At 34.9% G+C, this 18,181-nt stretch carries 11 protein-coding genes; 7 read left to right on the top strand and 4 right to left on the bottom strand.

Going from position 1 to position 18,181, the window contains the following annotated elements; genetic code table 11:
- Positions 1–309 precede the first annotated feature (309 nt).
- Both AO058_RS02195 and AO058_RS02190 read left to right on the top strand, forming a co-directional pair.
- Positions 310–1,062 (top strand): LytR/AlgR family response regulator transcription factor, encoded by a 753-nt coding sequence (locus AO058_RS02195; RefSeq protein ID WP_075325023.1) that lies wholly within the window; start codon positions 310–312, stop codon positions 1,060–1,062.
- The gene (locus AO058_RS02190; protein ID WP_075325022.1) at positions 1,040–4,024 is read left to right on the top strand and encodes a sensor histidine kinase; all 2,985 of its coding nucleotides are present in this window, start codon (positions 1,040–1,042) and stop codon (positions 4,022–4,024) included. The genes AO058_RS02195 and AO058_RS02190 overlap by 23 nt, the downstream gene beginning before the upstream one ends.
- Before the next feature lie 243 nt (positions 4,025–4,267).
- On the opposite strand, the gene AO058_RS02185 is transcribed toward AO058_RS02190, so the two are convergent.
- Positions 4,268–4,933 (bottom strand): class I SAM-dependent methyltransferase, encoded by a 666-nt coding sequence (locus AO058_RS02185; RefSeq protein WP_075325021.1) that lies wholly within the window; start codon positions 4,931–4,933, stop codon positions 4,268–4,270.
- 579 nt (positions 4,934–5,512) lie between these two features.
- Here AO058_RS02185 and AO058_RS02180 point away from each other — a divergent pair.
- The 5 genes from AO058_RS02180 (at position 5,513) to AO058_RS02160 (ending at position 13,300) form a co-directional block, all read left to right on the top strand.
- On the top strand, positions 5,513–6,463 hold the full coding sequence (locus AO058_RS02180; protein WP_075325020.1) for a glycerophosphodiester phosphodiesterase family protein: 951 nt from the start codon (positions 5,513–5,515) through the stop codon (positions 6,461–6,463).
- Positions 6,464–6,589: 126 nt separating this feature from the next.
- Positions 6,590–8,404 carry a glycoside hydrolase family 2 protein gene (locus AO058_RS02175; RefSeq protein WP_075325019.1) on the top strand — a complete coding sequence of 605 codons (1,815 nt, stop codon included), beginning with the start codon at positions 6,590–6,592 and terminating at the stop codon, positions 8,402–8,404.
- A 328-nt stretch (positions 8,405–8,732) separates the two neighbouring features.
- Positions 8,733–9,764, top strand: a complete 1,032-nt coding sequence (locus tag AO058_RS02170; protein WP_075325018.1) for a LacI family DNA-binding transcriptional regulator — start codon at positions 8,733–8,735, stop codon at positions 9,762–9,764.
- A gap of 129 nt (positions 9,765–9,893) precedes the next feature.
- The gene (locus AO058_RS02165; RefSeq protein ID WP_075327860.1) at positions 9,894–11,069 is read left to right on the top strand and encodes a glycoside hydrolase family 76 protein; all 1,176 of its coding nucleotides are present in this window, start codon (positions 9,894–9,896) and stop codon (positions 11,067–11,069) included.
- A gap of 80 nt (positions 11,070–11,149) precedes the next feature.
- Positions 11,150–13,300 (top strand): GH92 family glycosyl hydrolase, encoded by a 2,151-nt coding sequence (locus AO058_RS02160; protein WP_232228880.1) that lies wholly within the window; start codon positions 11,150–11,152, stop codon positions 13,298–13,300.
- A 102-nt stretch (positions 13,301–13,402) separates the two neighbouring features.
- Here AO058_RS02160 and AO058_RS02155 read toward each other — a convergent pair whose 3' ends face one another.
- The 3 genes from AO058_RS02155 to AO058_RS02145 form a co-directional block, all read right to left on the bottom strand.
- Positions 13,403–15,241, bottom strand: a complete 1,839-nt coding sequence (locus AO058_RS02155; protein WP_075325016.1) for a glycoside hydrolase family 76 protein — start codon at positions 15,239–15,241, stop codon at positions 13,403–13,405.
- Between the two features lie 132 nt (positions 15,242–15,373).
- Entirely contained in the window at positions 15,374–16,201 is an 828-nt protein-coding gene (locus tag AO058_RS02150) for a 3-keto-disaccharide hydrolase (protein WP_083634118.1), read from the bottom strand.
- 46 nt (positions 16,202–16,247) lie between these two features.
- Positions 16,248–17,723 carry a Gfo/Idh/MocA family protein gene (locus AO058_RS02145; RefSeq protein ID WP_075325015.1) on the bottom strand — a complete coding sequence of 492 codons (1,476 nt, stop codon included), beginning with the start codon at positions 17,721–17,723 and terminating at the stop codon, positions 16,248–16,250.
- Positions 17,724–18,181: the final 458 nt, after the last annotated feature.

Genomic DNA, 18,181 nt, shown 5'->3' with positions numbered 1-18,181 from the left:
ATTTTTAAAAATTCTAGCTTTATTGTTGGTATTTTTTTAAAATAATAATTTCAAAACTTTTCTTATTGCTTACTTTGAAATTAATTGTTGGGCATCTACATCAGTCTTTCTTCTTAAAAATTTAAAAAGTATTTTAATCATTTTAAAGCTTTTTGACTCATCCCTGAGGAATCTCTTTTTTGATACACTGTCTTTTCAAAGTGGAATTATTAGGGGGGTAAGTGAGTTAATCTTATTGAAATTATTTGGTAGTTTCGGAAGCTTTTTCAGGGTCTAAACAACTCATAATTTTAATTGTAATTTTGGTATATGATAAAGGCAGTAATTATTGACGATGAAATAAATGCGCAAAGTTTACTGGAGAAAACCCTGGACAGGTATTTTCCAAATAAATTTAATATTGTTGAAAAATGCATTTCAGTAGATTCCGGGGTGCTTGCCATCAAAAAATACGAACCAGACCTGGTTTTTTTAGATATTCAAATGCCAGAAAAGAATGGATTTGAACTTTTCAAGCATTTCGAGGTGATAAATTTTGAAGTCATTTTCACCACTGCACATGATAAATTTGGCATTAAAGCAATTAAGCGTAGCGCGCTGGATTATTTATTGAAGCCAATTAATCATTTAGATTTAGCTGAAGCCGTAAAAAAGTTTGAAAAGAAAAATGAAAGGAATTTTGCTCAAAGAAAATTGTCTTTGCTTTTAGAAAATCTGAATGTAAATGACCAAAACGTAAGTAAAATTGCTTTTCCCACCCTTGAAGGGTTCGAACTAATCCATACCAATCAAATACTATATTGCAAGGCAGAAAGTAACTACTGCAGTATTAAAAAAATCGATGGTTCTGCAAAAACAGCTTCAAAGACCTTAAAATTTGTTGAAGAAGTACTTCCGGCTACTACTTTTAAAAGAATTCATAAAAGCTACGTCATCAATTTAAATTACGTGGTTAGATACCATAAGGCAAACAAGGAAATTGAATTAACCAACGGAGAGAAACTTCCTGTTTCTTTTCGAAAAGAAGAAGAGTTTATCAATGCCATTCTACAAAACCATTAAACTATTTCTCATAATATTTTTATGGTTTAATTTCGCCTTTTCTCAAAATTATCCCACTAAAAATTATACTGCAGCCAAAGATTTACCAAATAAGTCGGTTAGATCCATACTAATTGACAGTAAAAATAGTCTATGGATAGGTACTGAAAATGGTATAGTTAAAAAGGAGAATGACGAATTTCAATATTTCTTTGAAGAGGATGGCTTAGCTCAAAACAGCTGTTGGGCCATTGCAGAAGACAAAAACGGCAAATTATGGTTTGGTAGCTACGGAGAAGGGCTTAGTGTGTATGATGGTTATAAATTCAAAATTCTCTCAGAAAAAGATGGATTGGTTCACAACCAAATAACCAAACTGTTTACTTCCGGGAACTATATGTATGTAGGAACCAGTGATGGCGTTTCTCTTATAAATTTAAATACTTTCAAAGTAAATTCTTTAAAGACTCCGGCCGGGAAGGAGCTTTTCAGGGTTCAGGATTTTTTTGAATACCAAAACCAAATCTACGTGGTCACGTATAGATCTGGGATCTTCAGGATTCTAAATGAGGAGGAGCAGACCGCTTTGGTTAAAGTAAATAAGCATAAATTTATTTATTCCGTTTTCCCAGATAATGATAGTATTTACAGCAGTAATAAAGGTTTTTTCACGAAAAGTCATCTTCCCGATTACGTGAGTGAAAAGGATTCTATTCCTTTAGAAAAAAGCGGAACTTCCATTATCTGGGATTATGCAAAAACAGACGACCATAGAATTTTTACTGCGGCCTGGGGCATTTACGATACTAACGGAGGAATTTATGAATTGGTAGAGGAGCGATTAATATCCAGGGCTTCTGAATTTAATATATCTAGCAAAGAAGTTATTTCCCTGGCCTATGATTCAAAATTTGAAAAGTTATATGCAGGAACCCGGGATGCCGGGTTATTTGAAATAGCTTTAAATCCCCAGATTAAAATTCCTGAACTACCGGGTAAGAATATTATTGGATTTGCGAGAACAGAAAAAACTTCCGCAGTATTATTCCACGATGGAATCGTATTAAAAAGAGCTGGAAATGAGCAAAAGATTACTTTATCACAGTTTAAAAATTGGCAGGAAGAATATGTATTGAATACTGCCTTGCCTTTACCTAAACATAAAGATGATTTTTACGAACTGGATTATTCTACAAAGGCTGCCGATTTCAATTTTTATGATATAAAAGTTTTTAAGGATACGTTTTGGATAAATACCAATATTGGAGTGTTTGCCATAAAAGATTCGGGGGAATTGCATCGGTATTTACCATTGCATTCAGAAGAGATCAATTTTACAAAAACGGGGAATCTTATAGAAACCAATCCTTACGGCGGCGTTAGAGTGTATAGTGACCTGGAACTTTTTAAATATACCCACTTTGAAAAGGAAAACCCTCAAACTCCTACTATGGTGGTGAGTAGTTTGCAGAGGGGAAATAAAACTTATTTTTTGTCTGTTTTTTCCGGTCTTTATGCCTGGGAGAATAATCGTTTTGAATCCTATTTAGAAAACGGAATATGGAGCGAAAAAAAATTAAAGCACATCACAGGTTTAGGAAGGGATCTCGCCATTTCAAATGAGTTCGGTGACGTGTTTATCGTTAATGATGATGAATCATTCAAAATTCAAAAGAAAATTCCCAGGGCCAAAATTCAGGGAAACTCTATTTCTTTTTTAGAGAATTACCAGGGAACTTTAATTATTGGCACAGAAAAAGGATTAACGCTCTACAAAAATGGCCGATATATATTTTTGGATAAAGAACAGGGCCTCGAGCAACCTTTACTGAGTGCTGAAGTGACTCAAAGCACTTTATCTATAGGAAGCAACAATGGGTTTTATAATATAGATCTTGATGCCGTAAAGGATTCAACTACTCTGGTAGATCAAATAGAACTGAAAGAAATTTTCATCAATAATAATAAATTTTCTTTGGGATCATCTGCTGAAAGAGAGAAGCTAAAATTGAAGTACAATGAAAATACAGTATTGCTTAAATTTAGCACAAACGCGCACCCTTATCCTAATAAATTAAAATATCAATACCGGTTAAATGAGGAGGAACCCTGGAGTCTTTCATTTTCCAGGCCAGAAATTTTCCTGCCTTCGCTACCAACAGATAATTACGAGCTAGAGGTGAAAGTATTAGATGAAAGTACAGGTTTAAGTTATACCCAGGCCTTACTAAATTTAACTGTGCTTCCGCCCTTTTGGAAAACCTGGTGGTTTGCCTTACTTAGTATAAGTATTATAGTTATGGTAGTTTATAGCTTTTATAAATTTCAAATAAGGCAGGCCAGAAAGTTTGAAGCACAAAAAGGCTTGATCCAAAAGCGTTTTGAAGAAACCAAAATGGAAGCTTTACTGGCGCAAATGAATCCGCATTTTATCTTTAACGCGATGAATTCGATTCAATATTATATTATGGAAAGTGATATAGATAAGGCCACCATATTTTTAGGAGATTTTTCAAAATTGATCAGGTTAAACCTGGATCACTGTACCAAGCCAACTATTTTATTGAGTGAGGAAATTGAATATTTGCAATCCTATATTAGGGTTGAAAATACACGATTTAATAATCGAATTAAGGTAATATTTGAAACAGATCCTTTAATTGATCCGCAGGCGATAGAAATCCCTACTATGCTTTTACAAACTTTCGTGGAAAATGTTTTTGTTCACGCTTTTCCACCTGGTGTAAGTAATCCAACCTTAAAAATTTCTTTTAAGATGCTTTCAGAAGATGTTCTGCAATGTAAAATAGAAGATAACGGAATTGGATTTTCTGAAAATTCATCTAATAAACTTCACGAGTCCAAAGGAGTTTCCCTCGTAAAAGAGCGATTAGCACTACTGGGTTACAATGTGAAGGAAGCAGTTGAAATAATTTCCGCTAAAAATGAAGGGACTTCTGTCTCCATTAAACTTGAAGTATAACGATAACTTTAAGATTCCATACGTTTACTAAACAAGCATGCGCCGCTTTAACAAAATCTTTAGTTTTATAACAAATTAGAGTAGGTGGCAGCTACACCTTAATTGGGTGGTTTTCAAAGAAAATATTATGAGTAGGGTCGTTCTATTTTTGAAGCTACAGTAGAGGTCACTTCTCTAATCTTTTTTTATTCTTTCTGATTGAAGTGCGTCTAAATCACTAGATCGCAAAATTTGGTTAGTTACTTATTTTACTTTGTATAGCGTTGTAACCAAAATTCCTTTAAAGCCGTGCGACTTAATTGATAATAACTGTTTCTCTTCCTCAACTAAAAAGTTAAACGGCGGCGCTAAAAGGTTTACACCACTTTGCTTTTTTAGTCTTATTCCCTGTCCTGAGATAATATCTTTATTGGGTTCAAAATCTTCTTTAGGTAAATGCTCTGTTAGAATAACATATTTATAGTCATATAACTTTTCCACTACACATTTTATTTCAGCATTCGATAAATGTTGTAGCACCTGTCTTAGAATTGCACAATCCCCTTTAGGCAAATTATCTTTTGCAATATCCAAAGTATGAAATTCTAAGTTATCGGCTTTAAACGCCTGTTTGTTATGAGTTATAAGATCTGGAACTATATCTATAGCTATATACTTTTGAGCGTACTTCACCAATTTTTTACCAATATTAAAATCGCCGCAACCCAGATCACAAACAACCGCTGGTGTTTCGATTTTTTCTAAGAAACCGGATACTATAGTTATATAGGGATTTACTACCTCAGGATGATGTGAGCCCAAACCAGAGTGAAATTCATATTTATTACCACCCCAAAGATTGTTTTCATAAATCTGCGCCATGGCAGCCTTTGTTGGCCACGGCTTTTTTATTTTTTTATTTTTTGTCATTTTAAATGATAAAAACCTGGTTATTATTCTATGGAATTGTATAGATCAAAGTAAAGAATAAAAACTGGGCCAGTTTATAGGTTTTTGGCTTTAAAATACCTTTTTTATCTTCATAATTTACTGGCGGTCTGTTATAAAGAAATTCTTACTTCCTAAGTTCTTATTTTTCATATTTTTTGTTTTGCACAGAAACCTATAGAAACCAAATGGCAGACCGAAGATTCTCTGAAGATCCTGGGACTTACTGAAATCCGCCAGAGAGATAGTTTCAGAAATAATCGATTAATCCCAACAGAAAATCAAGAAAAATACTAAAACGTTTTAGTATTTTTCTTAGTTTTATTGTTTCCGTTTAAAAATCAAAATAAAAAAGACAGAGGAGACATCATTAAAACTTGCTTTGCAGCAGAACTTTGAAGATTTACTTTTAGATCGTACTGTAATCCTCATAAAAACATTTCGGTAAACCAGCAAATTACCGGGAAACGTATTAGCCCAGGGAACTGAAATCCATAATTCAGAGGTTTGTTTCTGAATTTATTACTTATATAATTTAATTCAATTGAAAATTACCGAATAATGAAAAAAAGTATATTTTATCTATTTACGTTTTGTATCGTTTCATTTTGTATAACAGGGTGTAAGGTAAAGCAGGAATCATCTTCTTCGCCTGCTGAAGTTGTTATTAAGTCATTTCCTAAATTTTTAAATGAAGCTCATCGAGGGGCAAGCGGCCTTAAGCCTGAGAATACGATTGTTGCAATGACTAAAGCTATAGAAGAGGGAGCAAACGTAATTGAATTGGATGTACATATAAGTAAGGATAAAAAGGTAGTAGTGACCCATGATCCTCGTATAAATCGGTCAATTAGTTTATTGCCTAATGGTGAGGAATTGGAAGAGGGAAATGCTGAAGAATATGCTGTCTACCAGATGAATTATGCTGATATTCGAAAGTATGATGTAGGTAGCAAGTTTTACTCAAGAAAGGGTCAAAAGACAACAAAAGCTCACATACCATTACTCAGTGTACTTATAGATTCGGTAGAGCAATTTGCTGCGGAAAATAAATATCCGAAAGTGATCTATAATATTGAGATTAAAGCAACTCCCGAAAAAGACGGGATTTATCAACCTGCTCCCCCAAAGTTTATAGACCTGATAATGGAAGTTATAAGAGAACAAGATTTAGGCTATGACAGGTATTATTTACAATCGTTTGATTTTAGACTGCTTCAGCAAATTAAGAAGGATTATCCTCAGGTTATAACTGCATTCTTAACCGGTAATAAAGAAAATTCACTGGAAGAAAATATAAATAAACTTGGGTTTACCCCCCAGATTTATAGTCCAAATTTTAATTTGGTAAAGCCAGATCTTGTAGAAAAAAGTCACAAAGCCGGGATGAAGCTTGTACCGTGGACAGTGAACGCGGAAGCTGATATGGAAAGATTAATTGACCTTGGTGTAGATGGAATTATTACTGATTACCCTAATCGGTTAAATCAATTAATACAACACTCAAAGTAAAAAAGCTCACATTTCTTCTGAATAAATAATTGAGGCTCAAATAATTTAAAACCCGTTTATTATCCATATTTTGATTAAATATTTCGGTTTTAGTTTAATAAATCATAACTCCTAAAATTAAAAATTATGAAGTTGATAAAAGTAAGTGTTTTCTCCTTTTTAGTACTATTCTCATATTCTATGTTTTCCCAATGGCAGCCTGCCGGGGATAAATTAAAAACGGAATGGGCGAGCGAGCTTGATCCTGAAAATATCTTACCAGAATATCCACGCCCAATTATGAAGCGTGAACAATGGAAAAATTTAAATGGCCTTTGGGACTACAGTATTACAGATAAAAATAGTGCTCCTTCTAAAATTAATGATGGAGAAATATTAGTGCCATTCGCGGTTGAATCCAGCCTATCTGGAGTAATGAAAAGGGTAGAACCGTCACAGGTTTTATGGTATAAAAGAAATTTCACCATACCAACAGAATGGGATGGTCAACGAATTAATTTAAATTTTGGTGCGGTAGATTGGAAAGCCGATGTATGGATAAACGATATAAAAATTGGAAGTCATACAGGAGGATATGTACCGTTTTCCTTTGATATAACTCCTTTTTTAACAAAAGGAGAGCAGGAAATAAGTGTAAAAGTGTGGGACCCTACAAATGAGGGGCCGCAGCCTAGAGGAAAACAAGTTAGAGAACCAGAAGGAATATATTATACACCTGTAACGGGCATATGGCAAACCGTATGGTTAGAACCAATGAACCCTAAAAGCTTTAAAAAAATCAATTTCACTCCTAATATTGATAATAACACGGTTAAATTGGAGGCCGAGACTACAAATTTAGAAACTGGAGATATTATTGAGGTTATAGTTTTAGAAGACGATAAAGAAATTACTAGGGCAAAATTCGCCGCTGGAGAAAGTTTAGAGATCCTATTGGAGGATCCAAAACTATGGTTTCCTGAGACTCCTTTTTTATACCGAACTATTGTTAAGCTAATAAGTAATAAAGAGACCGTAGATGAGGTAAAGAGCTATTTTGCAATGCGTAAAATTTCTAAAAAAAGAGATGAAAATGGGATAGTTAGAATGCAGTTAAATAATGAAGATTACTTTCATTTTGGGCCTTTGGACCAGGGTTGGTGGCCAGATGGTCTCTATACAGCTCCTACCGATGAAGCTTTGAAATACGATATTTTAAAGACAAAGGAGATGGGGTATAATATGATACGAAAACACGTTAAAGTTGAACCAGCTCGTTGGTATACCCATTGTGATGAACTGGGCATCTTAGTATGGCAGGATATGCCAAGCGGAGATGAACAAAAAGACTGGCAAATGCGGAAATATTTTGAGGGTAATGAATTGGTAAGGTCTAATGAATCAGAAGAAATTTTTAGAAAAGAGTGGCAGGAAATCCTTGATTATCTTATGCCATATCCAAGTATTGTTGTTTGGGTTCCATTTAATGAAGCCTGGGGGCAGTTTAAGACAAAAGAAATTACAGAATGGACCAGTAATTACGATTCAACCAGACTTATAAATTCTGCTAGTGGGGGGAACCATTTTCAAACAGGAGATATTCTGGATTTACATCAATACCCAGACCCGCAATTATATTTATACGATGCAAATAGGGTTACTGTTTTAGGCGAATATGGCGGAATTGGATTCCCTATGGAAGACCATCTTTGGGCAAGTGATAAAAATTGGGGTTATGTAGAATTTAAAAGTAGTAAGGAAGTTACTGATAAATATATTGAATATGCAGAAACCCTAAAAGATCTTGTTCGTTCCGGTTTTTCTGCTGCTGTATATACGCAAACCACAGATGTGGAAGGGGAGGTAAACGGTTTAATGACTTACGATCGTAAAAAAGATAAAATGAATATTAAAAGAATTAGAAAAGTAAATCAGGAAGTGATAAATATCCTGAAAGATTAGTTTTATGGTTTTCATAAAACTTGCTTTAAAGAAATAACATTTTGGAATTTGACTTTAAGAAAATATCGGTTTTTTAAATAAAGAGCCGAAATTTTCTTTTTATATCCTAATCGTAAAAATATGTAAAAAGCAAATTTTTCGGTTTTTTTCTTTATTTTACTTAAAGATTCTAATCAAAAAGGCATATTGATAGAGTTTTATTCCTCTAATAATAGTAATTTAATTAATTATTCTTATTTTCTTTGTTGAACAGTGAAATTTAATATTAATTAAATCCGGCTTAAGAAGATTTCAAGCCAGGGTGCATATTATTAACAGGGGCATATTTATGAAAAAAGCTAAAAAACATTCTGTAAAAGGAATTGCAGAAAAATTAAACATTTCACCTACTACTGTATCTTTTGTTCTTAATGGGAAAGCTAAAGAGAAGAAGATATCTGATGAGATGATAGAAAGGGTTTTAGCTTACGTAAAAGAAATAAATTATAAACCCAATCAACTTGCACAAAGTTTACGTACAGGAAAATCCAAGATTATAGTTTTTATGGTAGAAGATATTTCAAACCATTTCTTCGCCAGTATAGCCCGAAAAATAGAAGATCTGGCCTACGAACAGGATTATAAGGTACTCTTTTGTAGTAACGAGAATAAAGATAAAAAATCCAGGGATCTTATTCAGCTTTTTAAAGATAGACAGGTAGATGGGTATATTATAAACCCTAGTCCTGGGATAAAAAAGGATATAGAAGCTTTAATCCAGGAGGATATCCCTGTGATATTATTTGACCGTTATTTTCCAGGTTTAAAAACTCATTTTGTGGGTATAGATAATGAAGAAGCCTCCTACAAAGCGACGCTTCATTTAATTGAGAATGGTTTTAAAAAAATTGGGTTTATTACTCTTGCCACTACACAAACTCAAATGGCAAATAGAAAAAAAGGTTATTTAAAAGCTACAAAAGAGCATGGGCTCTCAGAGAGGGTTCTGGAAATTGAGTTTGAGGCAGGGAACCCCCAGTGTAAAAAAGAACTTATCAAAGAATTTATATTTAAGGAAGACCTTGATGCTATTTATTTTTCTACAAATTATCTAACACAAAGTGGATTGGAAGTTTTCAAAGAGAATTCACCAGAGCTTATTGATAAATTTGGTATTCTGACTTTTGACGATCACGAATTTTTTAAAATCCACACCCCTACAATTTCAGCAATAGCTCAGCCTAAAGATGCGATGGCTTCAGAACTAATGAAGTTAATGTTGATGCTACTTAAGAAGTCAACTAAAGATTTACCTCCTAAAGAGATTATATTAAAAACGGAGTTATTACCGCGTCAATCCACCCTTCTAAAAAATCATTAGTTAATTCCTTAGGAAATTTTCAGTCAAATTAACATTTTTTTAAACTAAAACGATTTAGTATATTAGCTTCAATCTTTTAGAAAGTATTATTGATAGCCGCATTAAATGCGACATAAAAATTATGTTATTATGAGAATTTTAGTTTTTGGAATCTTTTTTCTGAGCAGCCTTTTATTTTTAATTTCCTGCTCCACAGATAATGATAATCTTGAGGATATTCAGGAAGAGGAAGAAGAGGAACAACCTGTAGACCCTGGGGATGAAGAGGAAGATGAGGTAGATAATTGGGCAGAAGTTGCAGAAAACCTACAGGAAGAAACATATAGTGTTTATTTGGCCTCCAATGGAACTTTTCGGCAGGATAATGAAGGTAATGAGAACTTTAACTATTGGTGGAATGCTCATATGCTGGATGTTCTAATTGATGGTTACCAGAGAACAGGAGATGAGTCTTACCTTCCAAAAATGAAGTCTTTGCTGGAAGGAATTAAAATTAAAAATGGGAATAAATATGAAAACGTCTTTATAGACGATATGGAGTGGCTTGGGATTGCCTGTCTACGTGCTTACAAGCTTACGAATGATGAGCAATACAAGGAAGTGGCAGATTTGCTATGGGAAGAAGTGAAAAAAGGATGGAGTGATGTACACGGCGGAGGTATTGCCTGGAAAACAGATACTCCCAATAGTAAAAACGCCTGTTCTAACGGCCCAGCTGCAATATTTGCTCTTTATCTTTATGAAATTGACCAGGACCAGGAAGATTTGGAATGGGCAAAGAAAATTTACCAGTGGTTAAACGATACCCTGGTAGATCCGGAATCAGGTTTGGTATGGGATAACATAGATTACCAGGATGGAGAAGCAGTTATAAATCGTGACTGGATATTTACTTACAATGTGGGAACTTATATTGGTGCTGCAAACTTATTGCACCAGGCCACCGGGGAAGAAATGTACTTAGAGGATGCTATAAAATCTGCGAGTTCAGTTGTAGGACCCGGTCAAATAACTACGGGTGGAGTTTTAAAAAATGAAGGCCAGGGAGACGGCGGACTTTTTAAAGGAATATTAGTTAGATATTTCACGCAACTTACCCTTAATCCCAATACTCCAGATGATAAACAGGAAGAATTCAAAGAGTTTATTCAATTTAATGCAGAAACTCTGTATCACAATGGATTAACCACTGCAGGGCTTGCGGGGCCAAATTGGAATGACGAACCCAGTGGTCGTGTAGATTTATCTACCCAACTAAGTGGCGTTATGCTCATGGAAGCTAAAGCCCTTTTAGATAGACAATAGAATTTTAAAATAATATACATCCTAAAATGAACCTAGTACAACCCCTTTATTTCCAGACAGGAAAGTTTCTTTTATTTTTCTTGTCTTTTTTATTTATCTCCTGCAATTCTACTAATCAGGATAATGAAGAAGTAGAAGATGATGAGCCTCAAAAATCTTATACTTCAATGGTTAATCCATTTATAGGAACTGCTCCTTTAACCGATCCGGAATTTATAGGTTATACACCTCCAGAAGGATGGCGGGTTTGGGCGGGATTAGTGTTTCCGGGTTCTTCTTTGCCTAATGCAATGGTTCAACTTAGTCCTATAACTGAGTATGGTACCGGTGCTGGTTATGAATATGAAGATACCGAAATACTTGGATTTACCCACACCAATAAAGGGCACTGGAATTTATGTAATATTCCAATTCTTCCGGTTTCGGGGAATGCTAAAGCTCCATTTAAATCTTCATTTTCTCATAACACAGAATCTGCATCTCCTGGGTATTACGAAGTTAACCTGGACGATTATGGAATTAAAGTAAGACTTACCTCTACGTTGAGAAGCGGATTTCACGAGTACACTTATGAAAATGAAACGGATAGAAAGATCCTTTTTGATTTGGCTAAAGCAAATCACGGGGTATCTAACTGGGAAATAACACAAGAAGATGATTATTCAATATCCGGTTTTCAGCATGTGGGAGGCGATAAAATTCATTTTTATGCAGAAAGTAATGTCAATATAAAAAAGCTTGACGTGCAAAAAATGGGAGAAAAAGATGGCTACGCTATTTTAAGTTTAGAAGATGGGAAGAATCCTGTGAGCCTAAAAATTGGTTTATCTTATGTAAATACTGAAAATGCTGCTCAAAATTTAAAAGAAGAAATTGGTAAAGCTGATTTTGAGGAGATTAAAAAACGTGCGAATAATACCTGGGAAGATTTACTTAAAACTATTGAAGTTACAGGAGGAAATGAAAAACAAAACGAAATGTTTTATTCTTCATTTTACCGTTCTTTTTTATGGCCGGCACTTAGAAGCGATGTGAATGGTGAATTTAAAGATGTAAAAGGAGAAATTCAGAAAAAAGATTTTAATTACTATACCAACCCTTCTTTTTGGGATACTTACCGAAATAAACTGGTACTTTTAAGTATTGTTTCTCCTGAAGTAACTACCGATATTATTAAAACCTTAATTGATAAAGGTGAAAAAACAGGTTTTATCCCCACATTTTTTCACGGGGATCATGCAGCACCTTTCATTGCCGGGACTTATTTAAGAGGAAATTCAAGCTTTGATGTAGAAAAGGCTTATGAACTCTTACTGAATAACGCTTATAAAGATGGTGGTCCCAGGCCACATATTAAAGAATACATTGAGAAGGGTTATATTTCAGATCCAGACGTGAAGAACCCTGAAGTAGAAACCAAAGCCAAAGCTGGAGTTTCAAAAACTTTAGAGTATGCCTATGATGATTACTCTGTAGCACAATTAGCCAAAGCATTGGGCGATGAAGAAAAATATGAAGATTTAATAAAACGTTCTGAAAATTATAAAAACGTTTTTGATACTTCAACTAATTTTATGCGTGGAAGACTTGAAAACGGAGATTGGATTAGTCCATTTGATACCGAATATCCTTATTATGAATATATGTACCGTGAGGCCAATGCTTGGCAGGTTTCTTTTTTTGCGCCACATAATATGCCTGAATTAGTAAAACTATATGGAGGGGCAGATAAATTTGAAGAAAAATTAGATTCTTTATTTACGTTGCCCTGGAATCCAGACCATATAGCGAGAAATGTTGCCAGTTTTATAGGTCAATATTCTCACGGCAATCAACCTGCACATGAAGCGCCATTTTCCTATTATTTTGTAGATAAACCTGAAAAATCTCAGGAGATTATTGATGAAATTCTTGGAGATTTCTACGGAGTTGGGGAAGATGGCCTGGCGCTTTCAGGAATGGATGATGCGGGTGAAATGTCTGCCTGGTATGTTTTTTCAGCAATGGGACTATATCCCTTATCTCCTGCAGATCCCGAATATTTAGTGACAGTTCCAATTTTTGAGGAAGTTAAATGGAACCTTCCTAACGGTAAAACACTCACAATAGATAGGGCAAATTCAGGTAGAAATCTAAAGCAAATAATGGTAAACGATGAGGAGCTGAAAGGCTACTTTATATCTCATGATTTGTTTAAAAGTGGGGGAGAAGTAGAGATAATAACAGAATAAAATGTAACTTTTGTTGAATAGGTCCCGGCGAAGTATCTAATGTTTTTCCGGGACCTATTTTATTTCCATTAAGAATTAGACGTTATAGCATTCGGTGATGAATTATCCTTGCTTCAAAAAGTTTGATAAGCTTAAAACTACACGTTCAAAAATTAATTTATGTGCTTCATCATTTAAATGTATGCCATCTCCACTATCATAATCCTTTTTAATAAGATTTTTTTCTGTAGCAAAACAGGTCCATAGATCAATGATGAATTCTTTATCAAAGTATGCATAAGTAGCATCTACCATATCTTTTTGAATATTAACTTTTGCCTTTTCAAAATTTCTGGGTTGTGGAGTGGTTACCCATACCGGAATTTCATTTTTAATAGAATTAAATATTTTCTGGTAATTTTCTAATTGTTCTGGAGTATTGCGGCCTTCTGCAGCATCATTAGATGGTAAGTTAATTATAATAGCTTCGGGATTATAAGAAAGTGCCTTAGAGATATTTTTATCGGGGTGGCCATCAGGAAGAAGATCTGCTGTGGTGAACCCCCCCTTTGCCAGGTTAATAACCTTAAAATTAGTATCGCTTTCCTGAAGGTAGTCTATAAATCTTGGTACCCATGCATTTTCTTTTTTGGTGGGTCCTATTCCTTCCGCTGTAGAAGATCCAAGCACTACAATTACAATTTCTTCTTTAGATAAAGTTGTAAAATGAGGCTTTTTATAAATTGCCTCGTTTTGTTGGCAATACCTTTTTACATTTTCTTGTTTCAAATTTAACCTGGCAGCCATTTCCATCATCATAACCCCACTCAATTGGGTTGAAAGATCTGTTTGATTCTTCGGTTTTTGTGCCCAATTAGGACTTACTACCATTTCTTTCTTATCTAATCCAAAAGTTCTTAGAGTATTTGCATTAAAAGCTAAAAAATCTAATAGGAGTTCTTTTCTTTGGTTTGCCAGCGCGGGATTTTCTGCCAGAAGAGTTAGGTTTCTTACCAAAATCCCTTTAAATAATCCGCCGTCACCCTGGCCTTCGCTTCTTAGAATACCTTCGAAAGTAAGTTTAGGGCTCCTCATTAAAGAGTTTGTAGTTTTCCAGGCTTCCTCCAAATATTCTTTATTTCCGGTATGGTTAAACAATTGCGTAGCTGCTCCTATATAAGTTCCCTGGTTATAAGACAACACCAGATCTTTATTTATTACTGCTTCTTCATCTTGATAAGATATATTATCCCAAACCAGCCCGGTTAAAGGATCTACCAGCGTATTTTTTTGCCATTCAAAAATCTTTTTAGCCCATTCAAGTTCATCTTCGTTACTATTAATAGCATATAAATTAAGTGCTAGCAAAGCGCCCGGACCGTTAGAACAGGCATTTTTTTCTTCTGGTGTATCTGTTCTCCACATAATTCCTCCGCCGTGTACATCTGTCCATCCTTTTTTTACCTCCTCCCAAAGGTATTCTGCTACCTGTTTGTATTCTTCATCTCCCGTGGCTCGATAAGCCCTTACACAGGCAATTCCCAGCCATTCCATATCATCATTAAAGTAAATTTGAAAATTATCCTGATTGGAATTTTTTATTCCCCTAACCAGATCTTTAATCTTTGGTAAATAAGATTCGTCCTTTGTTCTTAAATAACCATCAATTAAAATGTCTACCATATGAGCATTCCACCAGTAATGAAATTTATTTTGTTCCTTATTATCCTGAGTAAACACTCCATTTTCTCCCAGGTAATTTTTATAGGTAGACTCCTGAAGAGAATTGGCAAGGTGAGACCATTTGTTATTATTTTCTAGAGTAACCAATTTGGAAGGTGCTGAAGTTGGTTTTTCTTTTCCAAAAACCAGGCTATGAGCGCCGAGTGTAATTAATATGAAAATTGGTGCGAAGGGTTTTAAGAGCCCAGCTAAACTTAGATTTGAAGATGTAAATTTCATAATAGAAGAATAAATAATTTTAGAGATTTCTAACTTTTATATAATGAAAAACCTCTAAACTCACTGGTTTTTACCAGGAGTAAAGAGGTTCTTTTGAATTTATAATCACCGTAGGAAATGCTTATAAATTAGCTATAATTTTTTAATCTTAATGTTTCTAAACCATACATCGTCACCGTGATCTTGAAGGCCTATATAGCCTTGTTTATCTTCTCCTCCAGCATTTAAGAAGTTTTCCCAGTCTTTAAATTTACTGTCCGCTACCATTTCCTTCCACTTATCAGTCCATAGATGGTATTCTACCACATTTTCTCCGTTTTGAGAGTGAACTACCGTGCCTCTATATACAATAATAGAAGCTTTATTCCATTCTCCAACTGGCTTGGCATTTTGAGGTTCAGCGGGTATTAGGTCATATAAAGAGGCTGACTGTCTATTTCCATTTTTTCCCAATCTTGCATCAGGATGTTTTTCATTATCCAATATCTGAAATTCAGGAGCTGAGGTATAAATAGGTTCGCCATCAATTTCTTCCGCCAGGTAAAAGATCCCGCTATTTCCACCTTCAGAAACCTTCCATTCCAGGGAAAGCTCAAAATCTTTAAATTCCTCTTTGTAAATAATGTCTCCGCCACCACCGGCTTCCCCGGCTCCACTTCCCTGCACTTTTAAGGCACCGTCTTCAATAACCCATCCTTTAGGAAAGGAATCTTTTCCATAACCTCGCCAGCCATCTGTACTTTCTCCATCAAAGAGTAATTCCCAACCTTCTTCTTTTTCTTTTGCTGAAAGTTCATTTAAACCTGCTTCATCTTCTAATTCTTCTGAGTTAGCTTCTATTTGAGCATTGTCCTGGTCTTTATTTTCTTCTTTTTGATCTTTACAACTAGTAAAGATAGCGCCAAGAAGCAAGAGGGGTAGTGCGATGTTTTTCTTTTTGATTTTAGGTAAATATGTCATAGTATTTGTGATTTAAATTGTGTGATAAATTGTTTAGTTGAATGGGTTATAATTTCCAGCCTTCTCTGTAATTATGTTTAATATATTGTTCGGCTGCTTCTCTCGCATTAATGGTAGCATACTGGGTATTAAATTTTGGATCGCCATCTACCACAGTGAATTTATCGGTAGTTACTACCTTAATTTCTTCACTTTCTCCAATATTGGTGATTTTCATATTTTTTCCATCCCAATTTAATTTCTTATTCAGGTCCTGTAAACGAACAGCTAAATTCCCCATTACTACCACCTCATTAAATGGTCCCGAATAACCGAAGTGAGAACTTGCCTCACGGCGGTTGTTTTTAGATTCTTTACATGCTCTTACCCAATCCATCTCATGGCTGGTTTCAACACGCGGAATCACTTTTTTAGTTTGAGGTGGATTGTCTTCTCTTCCTATTATATAAGGATCACGACCATAGGTTCCGCAAATAATGGTTCCTTTGGTTCCAACTACCATAGCTCCGCCATCATTATCACCAAGCACTTTTCCTGGTTTAATACCTTCTGGTCTCTCAGGCAGTAATCCGCCATCATACCAGGTTAATTTTAATTCAGGTCTATTTATTTTATTCAGTTTAGATTGTTCAGGGAAGTAATAAATTACTTTTTCTGCTATGGGAGCACTTTCAGTATTTACCTGGGAAGAGCTACCTTGAAAGGCTGTAGGATGATCCAAATCTAGCGCGAAATATACCGGGTCCATAATATGACAGCCCATATCACCTAATGCGCCAGTTCCAAAATCCCACCATGCTCTCCAATTCCACGGAGTATAAGCTGGATGGTAAGGTCTGTATTCAGCCGGTCCTATAAAGAGGTCCCAATCTAGGGTAGAAGGGATAGCAGGTTCGTTTTCTGGTCTTTCTAATCCTTGTGGCCAAATGGGACGGTTGGTCCAACAATGTGCTTCTATAGGATCACCAATTTCGCCATTCCGAATCCATTCCCCAAAAAGCCGGGTGCCTTCGCCCGAATGTCCCTGGTTACCCATTTGGGTAGCTACACCTGTTTCCTTTGCCAGTTCTGTAAGATATCGAGATTCATAAATAGAATGGGTAAGGGGTTTTTGCAGGTAAACATGTTTACCCATTTTCATACTTTCAGCAGCTGTAACTGCGTGAGTATGATCGGGGGTTGCAATTACTACCGCATCAATATCATCACCCATAGTTTCTAACATCTTACGATAATCTTTAAACTTTTTGGCTTTGGGATAATCGTTAAAAGCTCTTTGAGCATATTTCCAATCTACATCACAAAGGGCTACAATATTTTCCCCGGCCATTTCTCTTAGATTAGCTCTTCCCATACCACCTACACCAATTCCAGCAATATTTAAAGTATCACTCGGTGCTTTGTAGCCAACTCCCCCAAGTACGTGTCTTGGAACAATAGAAATACCGGCGGCAACTGTGGCGGTACGGCTTATAAACTTTCTTCTTGAAAGTTTATTTAAATCCTTATTTTTTTTATCCATTTTAATTGGTTTAAAAAGTTAATCGTTTAAACTATTTGTATTTAAGTTTGTGAAAATCATAAGGGAATTAGAGCTTCCATCAAGATGAGAAAAGTTCTTTGTGTAGTATCTTCTTGATAAATAGTGAGAATATTTAAGAAGAATGTTCATTTTCTATCGGTTAAATAGGTACTTGCCTAAGTATTTACGGCTAATATACTAAAACGATTTAGCAAAACAAGAAATGGTTTAAAAAAAATCTGAGGGGGTTAGAAGGGCTATTTTATTGAAGGTATATTTTTATAATATTATACTCTAATCACTTATAGCATTTTTTGAAGCTATTAATTATGTGACTTAGGAAACTGTTGCTATATAATAGTCCGCTTATTATATTAGAAAGGAGGAATAAAAATCCCTGGCAATTATTTAAATAAATATTTCTGAATTTATATCTGTCAGAATAAAATGTTTAATAA

This window comes from Salegentibacter sp. T436 (assembly GCF_001932675.1).
In the GTDB taxonomy this organism is placed as follows: domain Bacteria; phylum Bacteroidota; class Bacteroidia; order Flavobacteriales; family Flavobacteriaceae; genus Salegentibacter; species Salegentibacter agarivorans.
This window is presented reverse-complemented; position numbering and strand designations above follow the sequence as displayed.

Bases quoted from the DNA above. Each gene is read 5' to 3' on its own strand.
- AO058_RS02165 (WP_075327860.1), top strand. From the start codon at position 9,894: ATGAGAATTTTAGTTTTTGGAATCTTTTTTCTGAGCAGCCTTTTATTT.
- AO058_RS02185 (WP_075325021.1), bottom strand. From the start codon at position 4,933: ATGACAAAAAATAAAAAAATAAAAAAGCCGTGGCCAACAAAGGCTGCC.
- AO058_RS02175 (WP_075325019.1), top strand. From the start codon at position 6,590: ATGAAGTTGATAAAAGTAAGTGTTTTCTCCTTTTTAGTACTATTCTCA.
- AO058_RS02150 (WP_083634118.1), bottom strand. From the start codon at position 16,201: ATGACATATTTACCTAAAATCAAAAAGAAAAACATCGCACTACCCCTC.
- AO058_RS02170 (WP_075325018.1), top strand. From the start codon at position 8,733: ATGAAAAAAGCTAAAAAACATTCTGTAAAAGGAATTGCAGAAAAATTA.
- AO058_RS02180 (WP_075325020.1), top strand. From the start codon at position 5,513: ATGAAAAAAAGTATATTTTATCTATTTACGTTTTGTATCGTTTCATTT.
- AO058_RS02195 (WP_075325023.1), top strand. From the start codon at position 310: ATGATAAAGGCAGTAATTATTGACGATGAAATAAATGCGCAAAGTTTA.
- AO058_RS02190 (WP_075325022.1), top strand. From the start codon at position 1,040: ATGCCATTCTACAAAACCATTAAACTATTTCTCATAATATTTTTATGG.
- AO058_RS02155 (WP_075325016.1), bottom strand. From the start codon at position 15,241: ATGAAATTTACATCTTCAAATCTAAGTTTAGCTGGGCTCTTAAAACCC.
- AO058_RS02145 (WP_075325015.1), bottom strand. From the start codon at position 17,723: ATGGATAAAAAAAATAAGGATTTAAATAAACTTTCAAGAAGAAAGTTT.